This window comes from Sphingomonas glacialis (assembly GCF_006439055.1).
Classification (GTDB): Bacteria; Pseudomonadota; Alphaproteobacteria; order Sphingomonadales; family Sphingomonadaceae; genus Sphingomonas; species Sphingomonas glacialis_A.
On record NZ_RCZC01000001.1, the window covers coordinates 102,517 to 116,496 of the forward strand.

Below are 13,980 nucleotides of genomic sequence, written 5' to 3' on the forward strand. Positions count from 1 at the left end.
GCTACGCCATGCTCTCGAGCACGCCGTCGCGGCGGATCCAGCCATGGAACAGCGCGGCACCGAGATGCGCGAGGAAGGTCGCGAACAGCAAGACCGCGAACACCGTGTGCAGCGTCCGCAACACCGCGAACAGCGCGACATCGTGCGGCAGGATCGCGGGCAGATGCACCACGCCGAAAACCAGGATCGGATAGCCGCCCGCCGACAACATCGCCCAGCCGATGATCGGCAACACGATCATCAAGCCATAGAGCAGCCAGTGCGACACGCTCGCCAGCGCCTTCTGCCAGCCCGGCAGATCGCGCGGCAGCGGCGGCGGCGGGTTGATCGCGCGGTTGATCAGCCGGATCGCGACCAGCACGAGGATCGCGATGCCGATCGAGCGGTGCACCGACAGAAAGCGATAATAGTCGGGCCCGGTGGTGCTCACCATGCCGATGCCGATCAGCAGCATCGCCAGCACGAGCACCGCCATCCCCCAATGCAGGATGCGCGAGGCGAGCGGAAAGCGTTGCGTCGAAGCGCTCATGGCCGGGTCCCCGCGGATTGGTTGGCGACCGCGCTCGGCGGTGTGTGCTCGCGCGTGCGGCGGCGGAACGAGGTCGCATAGACCGCCGATCGCGCGAACGGGATCGGATCGTCCGACGGCAGCATGCCCGCTGGCAGCACGAGCGGATCGAAATTGATGTCGCGGCAATTGCCCATCGCTTCGCTCTCGACATGGTCGATCACCAATTCGCCGAGATCGACCTTGGGCCGGTCGGCGGGCCAGACCTCGGCGGCGCGATTGGGATCGCCCGGTTGCGCGAGCGTCGCGACCAGCCGCCACTTGAGCGGCCCGGTCGTGGCGCGCGCGAGCAGATCCTCGAACATGTAATTGGCCGATCGTCCTGCGCGCGCCGCGGGCGTCAGCGTGGCGAACGGCGCCTCGGCCTGCATCGTCCAGCGCACCAGCCGCTGCGTCCCGTCGGGCGCGACGAAGAGGAAGCCGTCGATGCTGTTATAGCTGTCATTGGCGAAGCCCGAAGCCAGCGGCTTGGCCTTCATCCGCGCGAGGAACGCCGCCGATTCGGGATGCTTGGCGAGATACGCCGCGACCTTGGCCGGGTCGGGCTTGCCGGTCTTGGGATCGGGGACAGAGGCGAGCGCGTTTTCGTAAAAGGCCTCGGGCGTCGAGACGTGCAAGCCCGGCGTGTCGTTGATCGCCATCCGCCATTCGTCGCCACCGACGGGCTGCAGCCGCAGCGCCATGCTGCGCACGCCGACCATCGGGTCCTTGGCATACGGGTCGGGCGTCGCCTCGGCGAAGCGGCCCGTGACCGGAACGGGCCGGCCATCGAACACGCCAGCGCTCGACAGGCCACGCGCCGCCGCGGCGGTGCCGGTGAAAGTCCCGGCGATGCAGATGCCCTTGGCGTGCGCGCGGCGGAAACCCGCATGCGCACCGCCGCCGGTCGCCTCGAGCGCATTGGCGATCTTGTCGGCGCCGAGCCGGTCGGGGGTCAGGAACCCGCCGACATAGGCAAAGCCGCCGACCGTCGCGGCGAGCACGACCGCGATCCCCACCGCCGCACCCGAATGCCGCCGCAGCAATGCGAGCGTGCTTTCGCCAGGCGGGTGATCCTCCGGGGGAACGGGCGCAGCGGGGGGATCTTCGACGTACGGCATGACACTCTCCGTACCACCCCGCCGCCAATGGCCGATACGCGCCACGGACCGAACCGGTGATAATAAACTCGGTTAGCAGACTATGGTCGAGCGCGCATAGCGCCGCCTATTCGAAGGTGCGCGCCAGATCGGCAGGAACGTCCGCCTTGGGATCGTTGCCGAAGCGGTTGGGGCCCGGCGTGCCGGCGGTGCAATACCAGACGAACACCAGGATGCTGCAGATCAGCGCGGCAAGCCCTGCGACGCCCGCCACGATCATCACGCCCATATTGCCCGACGCCGCGCTGCCCGCCATCGCGAAGATCGCGACGAACACCGGGACCATCGGCAGCAGGATGTACCAGCCGCTGCGGTTGATGTCGTGCATCCGCCGCACCGCGACCGCGATGTTGGGCAGCAACACGGCGAGCGAGAAGATATTGCTGAGGATCCCGCCGCGCAGATTGCCCGCCGCGGCGACGCTGCCCGGCACCGAACTCGTCGCGCCCGTCGCCTGGCCTCCAAGCCCGAGGGCTGCATCGACGAAGCTGAGCACGATGCCGACGATCACCTGGAACAGGATCCACATCCAATATTCCTTGCGGCGCGAGCGGCCATTGAACTGCGCATAGCGCTTCAACGGCAAGATCATCCATTCCATCGTCGGTCCCCCTATTCGGCGCGTCGTGCGTGCCTGAGTGTCGCTGGCAAACGTTTCGCTAGCAAGTCACTGTGCAACAACGCGCTCAACCGCGTGGTGGTTGCCGACGATAGCTCAGCGCCTCGGCGATATGCAGCCGCGCGATCTGCTCGACCCCCGCAAGATCGGCGATCGTCCGCGCGACGCGTAGCACGCGCGTATAGCCACGCGCCGACAGCCCCATCGCCGCCGATGCCTGCGCCAGCAATGCCCGGCCGGGATCGTCGGGCGTCGCCACCGCGTCGAGCAGGTCGCCATCGACCTCGGCATTGGTGCGCACCGGATGATCGGCATAACGCAGCGTCTGCACCGCGCGCGCCGCCGCGACGCGCGCCGCGACCTCGGCCGATCCTTCGGCGGGCGGCGGCAGCACGAGATCGGCGGCGCTCACCGCCTGGACCTCGACGTGGAGGTCGATCCGGTCGAGCAGCGGCCCCGACACTTTGGCCTGATAATCCGCCGCACACCTCGGCGCGCGCGAACACGCGAGCGCCGCATCGCCGAGATGCCCGCAGCGGCACGGGTTCATCGCCGCGATCAGCTGGACGCGCGCCGGAAAGGTGACATGCGCATTGGCGCGCGCGACGCTGACCGATCCGGTCTCGAGCGGCTGGCGCAGCGAATCGAGCACCGCGCGCTGGAATTCGGGCAATTCGTCGAGGAACAGCACGCCGAGATGCGCGAGGCTCACCTCGCCCGGCTTGACCTTCAATCCCCCGCCGACCAGCGCCGCCATCGACGCCGAATGGTGCGGCGCACGGTACGGCCGCGCCCGCGTCAGCCGCCCACCGCTCAACGTTCCCGCGACGCTCGCCACCATCGACACTTCCAACGCCTCGGCCGCGTCGAGCGGCGGCAGGATGCCCGGCAGGCACGACGCCATCAGCGATTTGCCCGATCCCGGCGGCCCGACCATCAACAGATTGTGCGCCCCCGCTGCCGCAACCTCGAGCGCGCGCTTGGCGGTCTCCTGCCCCTTGACCTGGCGCAGATCAGGTCCCGCCGCCGCGCTCTCGATCGCGCCCGGCTGCGGCGTGGCGAGCAGGCCGTGGCCCTTGAAATGGTTGATCAGCGACAGGATGTCGGGCGCGGCGATCACCCCCTGCCCCGCCCAGGCCGCCTCCGCACCCTGCGCCGCCGGGCACACCAGCCCGAGCCCGCGTTCGGCCGCGTGGAGCGCGGCGAGCAGCACGCCAGGCGATGGCGCGATCCGCGAGTCGAGACTCAGTTCGCCAACGACGAGATAGTCGCTCAGCGTTTCGGCATCGACCACCCCCATCGCCGCGAGCAGCCCGAGCGCGATCGGCAGATCGAAATGCGATCCTTCCTTCGGCAAATCGGCGGGCGACAGATTGACCACGATTCGCTTGGGCGGCAGCGCTAGCCCCATCGCCGCGATCGCGCCGCGAACGCGCTCGCGGCTTTCGCCGACCGCCTTGTCACCGAGTCCCACGACGTAGAAACCGGGCAAACCGGGGATCAGTTGCACCTGGACCTCGACCGCACGCGCCTCGAGCCCGAGATACGCCACCGTGGATACGCTCGCGACCATCCCCTCACCCCCCAGCAAGTCCCCACGGTATAACGGAATTAGGACCGTTACGAATACGTGATCCAGACGCGCGACTTGTCTTAGTGATCGTCGTTGCCCACATCGGTGGTCGATGAAGCCGCAACGCCACCCCATGCTCCGGACCTTGTGGTTCTCGACCGGCGTCGTGCTGGTGATTCTCTCGCCGCTGGTCGGCGCGATTCCGGGGCCGGGCGGGATCTTCGTGTTCGCCGCGGGGCTCGCGCTGATGCTGCAGAACTCGCAGCGCACCAAGCGGTTGTTCGTCGATGCCAAGCGCCGCTGGCCGAAATTCGGCCATTACGCCGATATGGGTCTCCGCCGCCAAAGTGCCGCGCGCCGCCGCGCACGCGACAAGGAGTTGGCGCCCGATGGTCCGCCGCTGACCTTCCGCCAGCGCCTCGCCGAAATTCTCGCACCGCCGTCGAACGATCGTCCGCGTTGACTTTGCCGCCCCTCGCATTTATGCGCAGCCCACCAAGGCCGTCCTCGTGGCGGCCCTTTTCTATTTAGACGTGCCCCGGGCAGAATTTTAGGGAATGAACGATGAAGCGGACCTTTCAGCCGAGCAATCTGGTGCGCGCACGCCGCCACGGGTTCCGCTCGCGCATGGCGACGCCGGGCGGCCGCAACGTGATTCGCGCACGCCGCAATCGCGGTCGCAAGAAGCTGTCGGCCTAACCAACCTCCAGATTCGCCGCGATTTTCTCGCGGCGAATTCGGGCAAGCGTGCGCCGATGCCGGGCTTCGTCCTGCAAGTGCGCGCACGCGGCGACGGGTCGAGCGACATGCGTGTCGGCTTCACCGTTACCAAGAAAATCGGCAATGCCGTGGTGCGGAACCGGATGAAACGCCGGTTGCGCGCTTTGGCGCGTGACGTGCTCCCCGATTCGGGCGTGCGCGGCGCGGACCATGTGCTGATCGGCCGCAATGGCGGGATCGAGCGCGACTATGCCGTGCTCCGCGCGGAACTGGTCAAGGCGCTGGCGAAGGTGGCGCGGTGAGCCGTCCCCACCCTACCGTCACCCCGGCCTTGTGCCGGGGCCCACTTCGCACCCCGCGCAACGCCCGGATTGCAAGGGATGCGCGAGCCGCCAGCTGGACCCCGGCACACGCCCGGGGTGACGGATGGGCGATTCGCGCCGGAGCGCTGCCATGCTGACCCGCCTCCTCGTCCTGCTCGTCCGCGCCTGGCAAGTCGGACCCTCGGCGATCCTCCCGCCCTCCTGCCGCTATCAACCAAGCTGTTCCGCCTATGCAATCACCGCCTTACGCCGCTATGGCGCGGTGAAAGGTGGGTGGTTGGCGGCCAAGCGAATCGCGCGATGCCATCCCTGGGGCGGGTTCGGACCCGATCCTGTGCCCTGAGGACTCCTGCGAGTGACGAACGGATACCGCTAGCGTGAAACAAGATACCCGCAATTTCATCCTGTTCGCGGTGCTCGCCGCGATCATCCTGTTCGGCGGGAATTTCCTGTCGGCGCGCTTTTTCCCGCGCGCGGCGAATCCGCCGGCCACGAAGATGGTCGATGGCAAGAGCCAGGTCGTCAACACGCCGACCGGCCCTGCCGCGACCGGGGCCGCCGCGGTGCGCGATCTCAAGATCGTCCAGGCCGAGAGCCCGCGCGTGCCGATCCGCACCGCCGACCTCCAGGGTTCGATCAACCTCAAGGGCGCGCGGATCGACGATCTGACGCTGACCAACTACAAGCAGACGATCGACAAGAACTCGCCGCCGATCCGCTTGCTCTCGCCGCGCGGCACCAAGGATGCCTATTTTGCCGGCTTCGGCTGGAACGGCGACGGCGTCACCGTCCCCAACGGCGACACGGTCTTCACCGCGAGCGGCGGGGCGCTCACCCCGACCACGCCGGTCACGCTGCGCTGGGCGAACGGCAAGGGCCAGGTCTTCGCGCTGACCTTCGCGATCGATGCGAAATATATGTTCACCGTGCGCCAGAGCGTCGGCAATGCCGGCCCCGCGCCGATTGCGCTCCGCCCCTACGCGCTCGTCTCGCGCTCGGGCGTCGGCACCGAGGCCGATACCTGGACCAACCATATCGGCCCGATCGGTGTGTTCGACAAAGGCGCGACCTACGACATCACCTTCGACAATCTGAAGGGCAAGGACGCGACCTTCATGGGCCGCATCTGGGGGAGCAACGCCAAGGCCGGCGACAACTTCTTCGACGCAAAGGGCGGCTGGCTCGGCTTCGGCGACAAATATTTCCTCGCCGCGGTCATCCCCGATCCCAAGGCGCAGGTCCATGCCGGCTTCCACGCCGCCAATGGCGACACCTTCCAGGGCGACTTCACGCTCGCCCCGCGCGTCATCGCGCCGGGCAAGGCGCTCGTCTCGACCGCGAAGTTCTTCGCGGGCGCCAAGGAAACCAACACGCTCGACCGCTACGAGGATCGCCTCGGCATCCAGCATTTCGGCAAGGCGATCGACTGGGGCTGGTTCGAGATCGTCGAGAAGCCGATCTTCAAGTACCTCGACTGGCTGTTCCGCATGATCGGCAATTTCGGTGTCGCGATCATCCTGCTCACCGTCACGATCCGCACGCTGATCTTCCCGGTCGCGCAGCGTCAGTTCGCCTCGATGGCCGCGATGAAGGCGATCCAGCCGAAGATGAAGGCGATCCAGGAGAAATATAAGGACGACAAGGCACGCGCGCAGCAGGAAGTGATGGCGCTGTACAAGGCCGAGAAGGTCAACCCGCTCGCGGGCTGCCTGCCGACCTTGATCCAGATCCCGATCATGTACTCGCTGTACAAGGTGCTGCTGCTGACGATCGAAATGCGCCATCAGCCGTTCGTCGGCTGGATCCACGATCTGTCGGCGCCCGATCCCGCGACGATCCTCAACCTGTTCGGCTATCTGCCGTACCATCTGCCGTCGTTCCTCGCGATCGGCGTGGTGCCGGTGCTGCTCGGCGTGTCGATGTACTTCCAGTTCAAGCTGAACCCGGCGCCGATGGACGATGCGCAGAAGCAGGTGTTCGCGATCATGCCGTGGGTGCTGATGTTCGTGATGGCGCCGTTCGCAGTCGGCCTGCAGGTCTACTGGATCACCTCGAACCTGTGGACCGTCGCGCAGCAGCGCCTGCTGTACGCGCGGCACCCGGGCCTCAAAGAGCCGGCGGTGACGAAGTGAGCATTTCCCTGAAAATCCTCCCCCGGGAACCGGGGGAGGGGGACCGCTCGGCTCCTTCAGCCGAGGGGTGGAGGGGGGCAACGGCTATTGTTGCGTCCAGCCCCCGCCCCCTCCGTCTCGCTGCGCTCGCCACCTCCCCCGCTGCGCGAGGGAGGATTTAAGATGGCATTCGAACCAGAAGACGTCGAGATCGCGCGCAAGCTCTTCGCCGGGCCGATCGCGTTCCTGAAATCGGCCCCGACGCTCGAGTTCATTCCCGAGCCGACGGTCAACGAAGTGGCCTTCGCCGGCCGCTCGAACGTCGGCAAATCGTCGCTGCTCAACGCGCTGACCAACCGCAACTCGCTTGCGCGCACGTCGAACACGCCGGGCCGCACGCAGGAGCTGAACTTCTTCGACGTCGGCAATCCGCTGGCGTTCCGGCTGGTCGACATGCCGGGCTATGGCTATGCCAAGGCGCCGAAGGATCTGGTCAAGAAGTGGCGCTTCATGGTCAACGATTTCCTGCGCGGGCGCGACGTGCTCAAGCGTGCGCTGGTGCTGATCGACGCGCGCCACGGCATCAAGGAGGTCGATCGCGACATTCTCGAGATGCTCGACAAGGCAGCGGTGAGCTATCGCATGGTCATCACCAAGGCCGACAAGATCAAGGCGTCGGAGCTGGTCGAGGTAACCGAGGCGACCGCTGTCGAGGCGCGCAAGCGCCCGGCGGCACATCCGGAGATCCTGGTGACGTCGAGCGAGACTGGCCTCGGCATCCCCGAACTGCGCGCGGCGGTGATCGAGGCGGTGCGCTGAGCCTGGACGCCGTATCGGTCCGCCCTTAACTTCCAATCCTCCCCCGCCAGGGGGAGGTGGCACGCGCAGCGTGACGGAGGGGGCGGTCGGGGATGCGGCTCGAAGGATCGCCAAGCGGCAAGCAAAACGCCAAGCGACTGCGGCAGGAAATGACCCCGCCCGAGATCGCGCTCTGGCTGGCATTGCGCCGAAACGAGGCCAACCAGCGCTTCCGCGGACAGCACGCCGTCAACGATTACGTTCTGGATTTCTACTGTACCCCGGCTCGTCTCGTCATCGAGATCGATGGCGAGGCGCACACCCGCGGCGATCGGCCGGCGCGAGACGTCGTGCGCGACGCATGGCTCGCTGCGCGGGGATTACGGGTGCTGCGCTATCCGACGTTCGATGTGCTGGCGAATTTGAACGATGTCGTACGCCAGATCATCGCCACTGCGCTCCAGCGACGCGATCGATTTGAGAGCTGACCGCCGACCGCCCCCTCCGTCGCCTTCGGCGCCACCTCCCCCTGGCGGGGGAGGATTGTGCGTGCCGCGTCGATAAAACGCTGTCCTACATCGCTGGTTTTTGAGACTATCGCCAACAAACACGCTCTTTCTCACCGTCGAGTCCATGCCAACACGCCGACCTGATCGGCGCGACCCCGCGATGGTGCGACTTTCGTGTGACTTTCCAGCAAGACCCAGCTCAAACCTCGACGTAGCTCGCCGCAATCTCCACCGGGAAATTCACCGATCGCGCGATAAAACAATGCGCATGAATCCGCGCATGGATCGCATCCGCCACCGTCAGGTCGCTCCCCGCAGCTACCTCGATCCGCGGCCGCAGCACTGCCTTCACGAACCGCCCGGTCCCATCGGGCGCGCTCTCGCCCACCCCAAGCGGATCGTCGGCGTACCCCGTCACCACCACGCCCGCGACGCTCGCCAGATGCAGATACCAGAGCATATGGCACCCCGCTAAGCTCGCCAGCAGCAGGTCCTCGGGGTTGGGCAGCGCCGGATCGCCGCCAAGCCGCGGGTCGTTCGAGCACGCCACCACCGCCCCGCCGGGCGTCGCGATATCCCACGTCCGGTCGTAACCGCTATAGCTCGACGTCCCCGCCCCGCGGTTGCCCGTCCAGGCGATCCGCGCGGTAAAATCGTGTCTCTGCGTCATGCCTTGCCCTCCACCAGTGCCACGAACGGCTTGGCGAGCCCGTGATACAGCCGCTCGCGGCACACCAGCGTGCTCGCCGCATCGGCGATCAGCGCGGTCGCGAACAAGGACAGGATCAGCCCGCGCGCCGCGGTCGCCTCCATCACGATGATCACCGCGGTCAGCGGCGCCCGCACCACGCCGACGAAATAGGCGGTCATGCCGAGCAAAACGACCGCGCCCGCCGGCTGACCCGCAAACAGCCCGGTCAGCAGATTGCCGAACCCCGCCCCCACCGCGAGCGACGGCGCGAAGATGCCGCCCGGCGCTCCGCTCAGCGTCGTGGCGAGCGCTGCGAGGAACTTGGCCGGCCCGAACCAGTCCGATTGCCCCTGCCCCTCGACCAAGGCACGCGTCGCGCCATAGCCCGTCCCCCAGGTCGCCCCGCCCGTCACGATCCCAAGCACCGCCACGACGAGCCCGCACCCGGCGGCAAACGCGATCGGATGCGCCCGCGCCGCCGCGATCGGACGCCACTGCGCCCCGGCAAAGCCCAGCACCAACCGCGAGAACAACCCGCCCGCAGCCCCGCCGAGCACGCCCGCCACCGGCGTGATGAGCAAGACCGCCGACACCCCAAGCGTATCGCGCATCACGCCGAAATAGACATAGTCGCCCGCGATCCCGAGGCTCACCAAGCCGGCGATCATCACCGCGCCCATCACCAGCACCGCGACGCGCTGCTCATACGCGGCGGCGAGCTCCTCGATCGCGAAGGCGACACCGGCAAGCGGCGTGTTGAACGCCGCCGCAACGCCGGCCGCGCCACCGGCGATCAGCACGCCCGAGGTGATCGGCACGCGGAAATAGCGGTGGACCTTGACCATGATCGCCGCGCTGATCTGCACCGTCGGCCCCTCGCGCCCGACCGACGCGCCGCCGAGCAGCATCACGATCGTCAGCACCAGCTTCACGCACGCCGTCCACAGCGAGACGAGCGCATTGCTCGGCGGCGTATCGGGCGCGCGACTCGCGGCGATGACCTGCGGGATGCCCGACCCGCGCGCAAAGGGCGCGGCGCGGCGCGTCACCCACACGACCAGCGCGAACAATGCCGGGGTCAACGCAAGCGGCGCATAAGGGAAACGCGCGACGAACCCGCCGAACAGCGCCTGCGCGCGGTCGCTCGCCCCCGCAAAGACCAGCGCGACCAACCCGAGCAGCACTGCACCAACACCCGTCGCGAGCCGCCGCCGCAATCGACCGAGTTGCATCCCGGCCTGCCGCGCACCGCGACGCCGCCACACGATCGAGACCAGCCGAAGGGCATAAGGCGCGTTGCGATTCATGGCTCGGCTCATGCGCGATTGTGCCGCCGCGCGCCACCGCGGATGCGGTTGCGTGGGCTGGCCTGCTCGCTTAGGCAGGGCCCATGAAACTCATTATCGGCAACAAGGCCTATTCCTCCTGGTCGCTGCGCGGCTGGCTCGCGTGCAAGCAATCGGGCCTGCTGTTCGAGGAAGCGGTCGTCCCGCTCTACGACGCCGAGTGGGACAAGCGCCGCGAAGGCGACGAATTCGCCCCCTCCTCGGGCAAGGTGCCGATCCTGTGGGACGGCGATGCGGTCGTGTGGGACAGCCTCGCGATCGTCGAATATCTCGCCGAGAAGACGTCGCGCGACCTCTTCTGGCCGGCCGATGACGCCGCCCGTGCGATGGCGCGCTCAATGGCGGCGGAGATGCATTCGAGCTTCACCGCCTTGCGCCGCAAGCACAGCATGAACGTCCGCCAGATCTTCCCGCCCGTCGCGCCCGACGCCGACGTGCTCGCCGATCTCGAGCGGATCATGGAGCTCTGGGCGCAGGCACGCGCGCGCTTCGGCGGCGAGGGCGATTTCCTGTTCGGCGCGTTCGGCGCGGCCGACATCATGTACGCACCGGTCGTGACGCGGATCGTCACCTACAGCCTGCCGATCGCGCGCTTCGCCGCGCCCTATATGGACGCGGTGCTCCACCACCCCTTCATGCAGGACTGGATCGCCTCGGCACAGGAAGAGGAATGGGTGATCGAACAGTTCGAGCAACCCGCCACCGCGTGATCGCCTACGGCAGCCGCTCGGTCGGATAGGGCGTTCCGTCCTTGCGCTCGTAGCGGCCGGGCAGGAAGCGCATGTCGATATCGGAATACTCTCCGCCCTGCAGCCGCGGCCCCGCGCCGATCGCGACGAACACGCAGGCCGTATCGCTGCGGTTCTGCAGATGATGCCCATCCTCGACCCCGGCCGCAAACGTCGCGACGTCGCCAGCGCGCAGCAGCGTCTCGCCGCCGTTCTCGACCAACACCGCCTCGCCCGACAGCATCACGAGCAGTTCGTCCTCATCGGCATGCCAGTGCCGCTGCGACGACCAGCCGCCGGGCGCGAGCGTTACATGGCTCGCGCCGAAATGCGTCAGCCCAGCAGGCGGCGCGAGCCGGCGATACCACCGCCCCTGCACCGGCGCATCGAACGGCGGCGGATAGCCCGTCGCATTGGTTTGCGGGATTGTATCGAGGTCGAGCTTGGGCAATGTCGCCTCCATGGATAACGCGACCACCCTGCCTGACTGCATCACCCTCGCCAAGGCGCTGCTCGCTTGCGAGAGCGTGACCCCGGCGCGGGGCGCCGTGTTCGACGTGGTCGAAGCGGCGCTGCTGCCGCTCGGCTTCACGGTCGATCGCTTCACTATCGGCGAAGCCCCCGACGGCCCTGTCGAAAACCTGCTCGCGACGCGCGGCGGGACCGGCCCGCACCTCGCCTTTGCCGGGCATCTCGACGTCGTGCCCCCCGGCGAAGGCTGGACGAGCGGCGCGTTTGCGCCCGAGATCCGCGGCGACCTGCTCTATGGGCGCGGCGCGGTCGACATGAAGGGTGCGATCGCCGCCTTCATCGCCGCGATCCCGCCCGAGCCCACCGCCCCGCTCAGCCTGATCCTGACCGGCGACGAGGAAGGCCCCGCCACCTACGGCACGTGCAGCCTGATCGAGCGGATGGCGGAAACGGACGTGCAGCCCGATTACTGCCTGGTCGGGGAACCGACGTCGTCGGCGAAGCTCGGCGACATGGTCAAGATCGGCCGGCGCGGCTCGGTCAATCTGTGGATCGCGGTGCCGGGCAAGCAGGGCCATGTCGCTTATCCCCAGCTTGCCGACAATCCGATCCCGCGGCTGGTCGCGATGCTCGCCGAGATCGACGCGATCGTGCTCGACGCCGGCAATGCCTGGTTCCAGCCGTCGAACATCGAAGTCACCGACATCACCGTCGGCAACCCCGCAACCAACGTCATCCCGGCCAAGGCGACGGCGCGCCTCAGCATCCGCTTCAACGACGAGCAAAACGGCGCTCGCCTGGTCGAGCGGATCGAAGAACTCGTCCACCGCCATGATCCCGCCGCGACCGTGACCGCACGGATTTCGGGCGAGGCGTTCCTCACCGAACCGGGACCATTCTCGGCGCTGATCGGCGCCGCGATCGAAGCGAAGACCGGTTTGGTGCCGGCGCTGTCGACCACCGGCGGCACGTCCGACGCGCGCTTCCTCTCGGCGCTGTGCCCGACGGTCGAATTCGGTCTGGTCAACGCGACGATGCACAAGCTCGACGAAGCGGTGGCGGTGGCGGACCTCGTCGCGCTGACCGCGATCTACGGCGAGATCATCGCCCGAATCGGCCGGTCCTAACCGATTCCAAAGCATCGGAACTCGGCGCGACTCGTGGAGATTCCTAGCTTTTCATGGACGCGAGTCGGCAGATGCGATACGCATCGGATTAACCTTAACGGTGCGCGGGCATGCCGATCGATCCCTGGTTCCTGATTGCGATCGCATGCAGCTTGGTCGGCTATGGCCTGTACCTGGTCGGCCTGCGTCGCCATCTCGTCCAGCCCAACCGCGCCTCCTGGCTGATCTGGAGCGCCGCCACCGCGGTCGAGGCTGCCACTTATGCCGCGGTCAATCCGAGCGCGCTCCCGGGCTGGGTGTTCGCGCTGTCGGCATGTGCGTGCGCCGCAGTGACGATCGGCATCTGGCGCCGCTCGATTTGGAGCGCGCCCTCACGCGGCGAGCTGTTCTGCATGGCCGCGTGCCTCGCCGCGCTGACACTGTGGATCGTTTCGCGCAACGCCTTCTGGGCGCATATGCTCGTCGTCGTCGCGGTACCGGTGAGCTTCTGGCCGACCTGGCAGAGCGTGCTGCAGGACCGCACCCGCGAACGCTCGCCCGCCTGGGGGCTATGGTCGATCGGCGACCTCGCCACCTTGCTCGTGGCGACGCGCAGCGGCGATCAGCATGTCGGCGAATATGCCTATATCCTCGTCGAATTGCTGTGCCATGCGAGCGTGTGGTTCATGGTCGGCTTGGCCACGATCAACCCCTTGCGCTCGCTCGGCTTCCGCCACGGCCGCTTCTACGTGCTCGACGCCTATAGCCCCGCCGCCAATCTGTTCGCGGTCGGCGAGACGCATCTCGGCAAGGCGGTCTATGCCGCGCAAGGCTTTGCCGAGGGCGATGCGATCATCCGCTTCACCGGCCGCCGCTTCCGCGCGGACCAGGTGCCGAGCCTGATGCGCGGCTCGAGCGACCGTTTCGTTCAGGTGACCCCGCAGCATTTCATGGGGCCGTCGGGCAAGATCGACGATCTCATCAACCATAGCTGCGACCCCAATGCCGGCCTGCGCTTCGCCGGCGGCAGCGTGACGCTGGTCGCAGTGCGCGACATCGCGCCCGGCGAGGAGATCGCCTGGGATTATTCGACCACGCTCGCCGAATCGAACTGGCACATGATCTGCCAGTGCCGCAGCCCCGAGTGCCGCCGTGTAATCGGCAATTTCTCGACGCTGTCGCAGGCGCGCCAGGAATGGTTCCGGTCGCGCAACCTCGTCGCGCCCTATCTGCGCCGCCGCGATGCCGTGACGGCGCGCGACCGGGCAGCGTAGCAGG

The 13,980-nt window shown here is 67.5% G+C and carries 17 protein-coding genes; 10 read left to right on the forward strand and 7 right to left on the reverse strand.

Translation table 11 applies throughout. The features are described from left to right. Position 1: 1 nt before the first annotated feature. The 4 genes from EAH76_RS00480 to EAH76_RS00495 form a co-directional block, all read right to left on the reverse strand. Positions 2-529 (reverse strand): cytochrome b, encoded by a 528-nt coding sequence (locus EAH76_RS00480; RefSeq protein WP_140846688.1) that lies wholly within the window; start codon positions 527-529, stop codon positions 2-4. Further along, on the reverse strand, positions 526-1,668 hold the full coding sequence (locus tag EAH76_RS00485) for a catalase family peroxidase (protein ID WP_140846690.1): 1,143 nt from the start codon (positions 1,666-1,668) through the stop codon (positions 526-528). The genes EAH76_RS00480 and EAH76_RS00485 overlap by 4 nt, the downstream gene beginning before the upstream one ends. A gap of 106 nt (positions 1,669-1,774) precedes the next feature. Continuing rightward, on the reverse strand, positions 1,775-2,308 hold the full coding sequence (locus tag EAH76_RS00490) for a DUF805 domain-containing protein (protein ID WP_140846692.1): 534 nt from the start codon (positions 2,306-2,308) through the stop codon (positions 1,775-1,777). An 85-nt stretch (positions 2,309-2,393) separates the two neighbouring features. Beyond that, positions 2,394-3,899 carry a YifB family Mg chelatase-like AAA ATPase gene (locus EAH76_RS00495; protein WP_140846694.1) on the reverse strand — a complete coding sequence of 502 codons (1,506 nt, stop codon included), beginning with the start codon at positions 3,897-3,899 and terminating at the stop codon, positions 2,394-2,396. A gap of 133 nt (positions 3,900-4,032) precedes the next feature. Here EAH76_RS00495 and EAH76_RS00500 point away from each other — a divergent pair, with 133 nt between their 5' ends. From EAH76_RS00500 to EAH76_RS00530, 7 genes are all read left to right on the forward strand, one after another. Beyond that, the gene (locus EAH76_RS00500; protein WP_140846696.1) at positions 4,033-4,362 is read left to right on the forward strand and encodes a hypothetical protein; all 330 of its coding nucleotides are present in this window, start codon (positions 4,033-4,035) and stop codon (positions 4,360-4,362) included. Between the two features lie 101 nt (positions 4,363-4,463). Beyond that, positions 4,464-4,598, forward strand: coding sequence for a 50S ribosomal protein L34 (gene rpmH / locus EAH76_RS00505; protein WP_010162954.1), 135 nt, complete (start codon positions 4,464-4,466; stop codon positions 4,596-4,598). A gap of 11 nt (positions 4,599-4,609) precedes the next feature. Further along, a complete protein-coding gene (gene rnpA / locus EAH76_RS00510) occupies positions 4,610-4,921 on the forward strand; it encodes a ribonuclease P protein component (RefSeq protein ID WP_140848263.1) in 312 nt (103 codons plus the stop codon). Between the two features lie 151 nt (positions 4,922-5,072). After that, positions 5,073-5,285: a membrane protein insertion efficiency factor YidD gene (gene yidD / locus EAH76_RS00515; protein WP_140846697.1), complete on the forward strand. Its 213-nt coding sequence runs from the start codon at positions 5,073-5,075 to the stop codon at positions 5,283-5,285. A gap of 34 nt (positions 5,286-5,319) precedes the next feature. Continuing rightward, complete coding sequence (gene yidC, locus EAH76_RS00520; protein ID WP_140846699.1) at positions 5,320-7,074, forward strand: membrane protein insertase YidC; 1,755 nt, start codon at positions 5,320-5,322, stop codon at positions 7,072-7,074. 162 nt (positions 7,075-7,236) lie between these two features. After that, positions 7,237-7,872 (forward strand): ribosome biogenesis GTP-binding protein YihA/YsxC, encoded by a 636-nt coding sequence (gene yihA, locus EAH76_RS00525; RefSeq protein WP_140846701.1) that lies wholly within the window; start codon positions 7,237-7,239, stop codon positions 7,870-7,872. A gap of 92 nt (positions 7,873-7,964) precedes the next feature. Next, positions 7,965-8,339 (forward strand): endonuclease domain-containing protein, encoded by a 375-nt coding sequence (locus EAH76_RS00530; RefSeq protein WP_140846703.1) that lies wholly within the window; start codon positions 7,965-7,967, stop codon positions 8,337-8,339. A 220-nt stretch (positions 8,340-8,559) separates the two neighbouring features. On the opposite strand, the gene EAH76_RS00535 is transcribed toward EAH76_RS00530, so the two are convergent. Both EAH76_RS00535 and EAH76_RS00540 read right to left on the reverse strand, forming a co-directional pair. Further along, complete coding sequence (locus EAH76_RS00535; RefSeq protein WP_140846705.1) at positions 8,560-9,030, reverse strand: OsmC family protein; 471 nt, start codon at positions 9,028-9,030, stop codon at positions 8,560-8,562. Continuing rightward, the gene (locus EAH76_RS00540) at positions 9,027-10,370 is read right to left on the reverse strand and encodes a chloride channel protein (protein WP_140846707.1); all 1,344 of its coding nucleotides are present in this window, start codon (positions 10,368-10,370) and stop codon (positions 9,027-9,029) included. The genes EAH76_RS00535 and EAH76_RS00540 overlap by 4 nt, the downstream gene beginning before the upstream one ends. Before the next feature lie 71 nt (positions 10,371-10,441). Between EAH76_RS00540 and EAH76_RS00545 the strand changes: the two genes are divergently transcribed. Further along, positions 10,442-11,107 (forward strand): glutathione S-transferase family protein, encoded by a 666-nt coding sequence (locus tag EAH76_RS00545; protein ID WP_140846709.1) that lies wholly within the window; start codon positions 10,442-10,444, stop codon positions 11,105-11,107. A 4-nt stretch (positions 11,108-11,111) separates the two neighbouring features. On the opposite strand, the gene EAH76_RS00550 is transcribed toward EAH76_RS00545, so the two are convergent. Beyond that, the gene (locus EAH76_RS00550; RefSeq protein ID WP_194150914.1) at positions 11,112-11,576 is read right to left on the reverse strand and encodes a cupin domain-containing protein; all 465 of its coding nucleotides are present in this window, start codon (positions 11,574-11,576) and stop codon (positions 11,112-11,114) included. A 10-nt stretch (positions 11,577-11,586) separates the two neighbouring features. Here EAH76_RS00550 and dapE point away from each other — a divergent pair, with 10 nt between their 5' ends. Together dapE and EAH76_RS00560 are read left to right on the forward strand one after the other, a co-directional pair. Beyond that, complete coding sequence (gene dapE, locus EAH76_RS00555) at positions 11,587-12,723, forward strand: succinyl-diaminopimelate desuccinylase (protein ID WP_140846713.1); 1,137 nt, start codon at positions 11,587-11,589, stop codon at positions 12,721-12,723. A 110-nt stretch (positions 12,724-12,833) separates the two neighbouring features. Then, on the forward strand, positions 12,834-13,976 hold the full coding sequence (locus EAH76_RS00560; protein ID WP_140846715.1) for an SET domain-containing protein: 1,143 nt from the start codon (positions 12,834-12,836) through the stop codon (positions 13,974-13,976). Positions 13,977-13,980: the final 4 nt, after the last annotated feature.

Coding starts and splice junctions, on each gene's coding strand:
- EAH76_RS00545 (WP_140846709.1), top strand. CDS start 10,442: ATGAAACTCATTATCGGCAACAAGGCCTATTCCTCCTGGTCGCTGCGC.
- rpmH (WP_010162954.1), top strand. CDS start 4,464: ATGAAGCGGACCTTTCAGCCGAGCAATCTGGTGCGCGCACGCCGCCAC.
- EAH76_RS00490 (WP_140846692.1), bottom strand. CDS start 2,308: ATGGAATGGATGATCTTGCCGTTGAAGCGCTATGCGCAGTTCAATGGC.
- EAH76_RS00500 (WP_140846696.1), top strand. CDS start 4,033: ATGCTCCGGACCTTGTGGTTCTCGACCGGCGTCGTGCTGGTGATTCTC.
- EAH76_RS00530 (WP_140846703.1), top strand. CDS start 7,965: ATGCGGCTCGAAGGATCGCCAAGCGGCAAGCAAAACGCCAAGCGACTG.
- EAH76_RS00495 (WP_140846694.1), bottom strand. CDS start 3,899: ATGGTCGCGAGCGTATCCACGGTGGCGTATCTCGGGCTCGAGGCGCGT.
- EAH76_RS00480 (WP_140846688.1), bottom strand. CDS start 529: ATGAGCGCTTCGACGCAACGCTTTCCGCTCGCCTCGCGCATCCTGCAT.
- EAH76_RS00540 (WP_140846707.1), bottom strand. CDS start 10,370: ATGAGCCGAGCCATGAATCGCAACGCGCCTTATGCCCTTCGGCTGGTC.
- EAH76_RS00535 (WP_140846705.1), bottom strand. CDS start 9,030: ATGACGCAGAGACACGATTTTACCGCGCGGATCGCCTGGACGGGCAAC.
- yihA (WP_140846701.1), top strand. CDS start 7,237: ATGGCATTCGAACCAGAAGACGTCGAGATCGCGCGCAAGCTCTTCGCC.
- EAH76_RS00560 (WP_140846715.1), top strand. CDS start 12,834: ATGCCGATCGATCCCTGGTTCCTGATTGCGATCGCATGCAGCTTGGTC.
- dapE (WP_140846713.1), top strand. CDS start 11,587: ATGGATAACGCGACCACCCTGCCTGACTGCATCACCCTCGCCAAGGCG.
- yidD (WP_140846697.1), top strand. CDS start 5,073: ATGCTGACCCGCCTCCTCGTCCTGCTCGTCCGCGCCTGGCAAGTCGGA.
- EAH76_RS00485 (WP_140846690.1), bottom strand. CDS start 1,668: ATGCCGTACGTCGAAGATCCCCCCGCTGCGCCCGTTCCCCCGGAGGAT.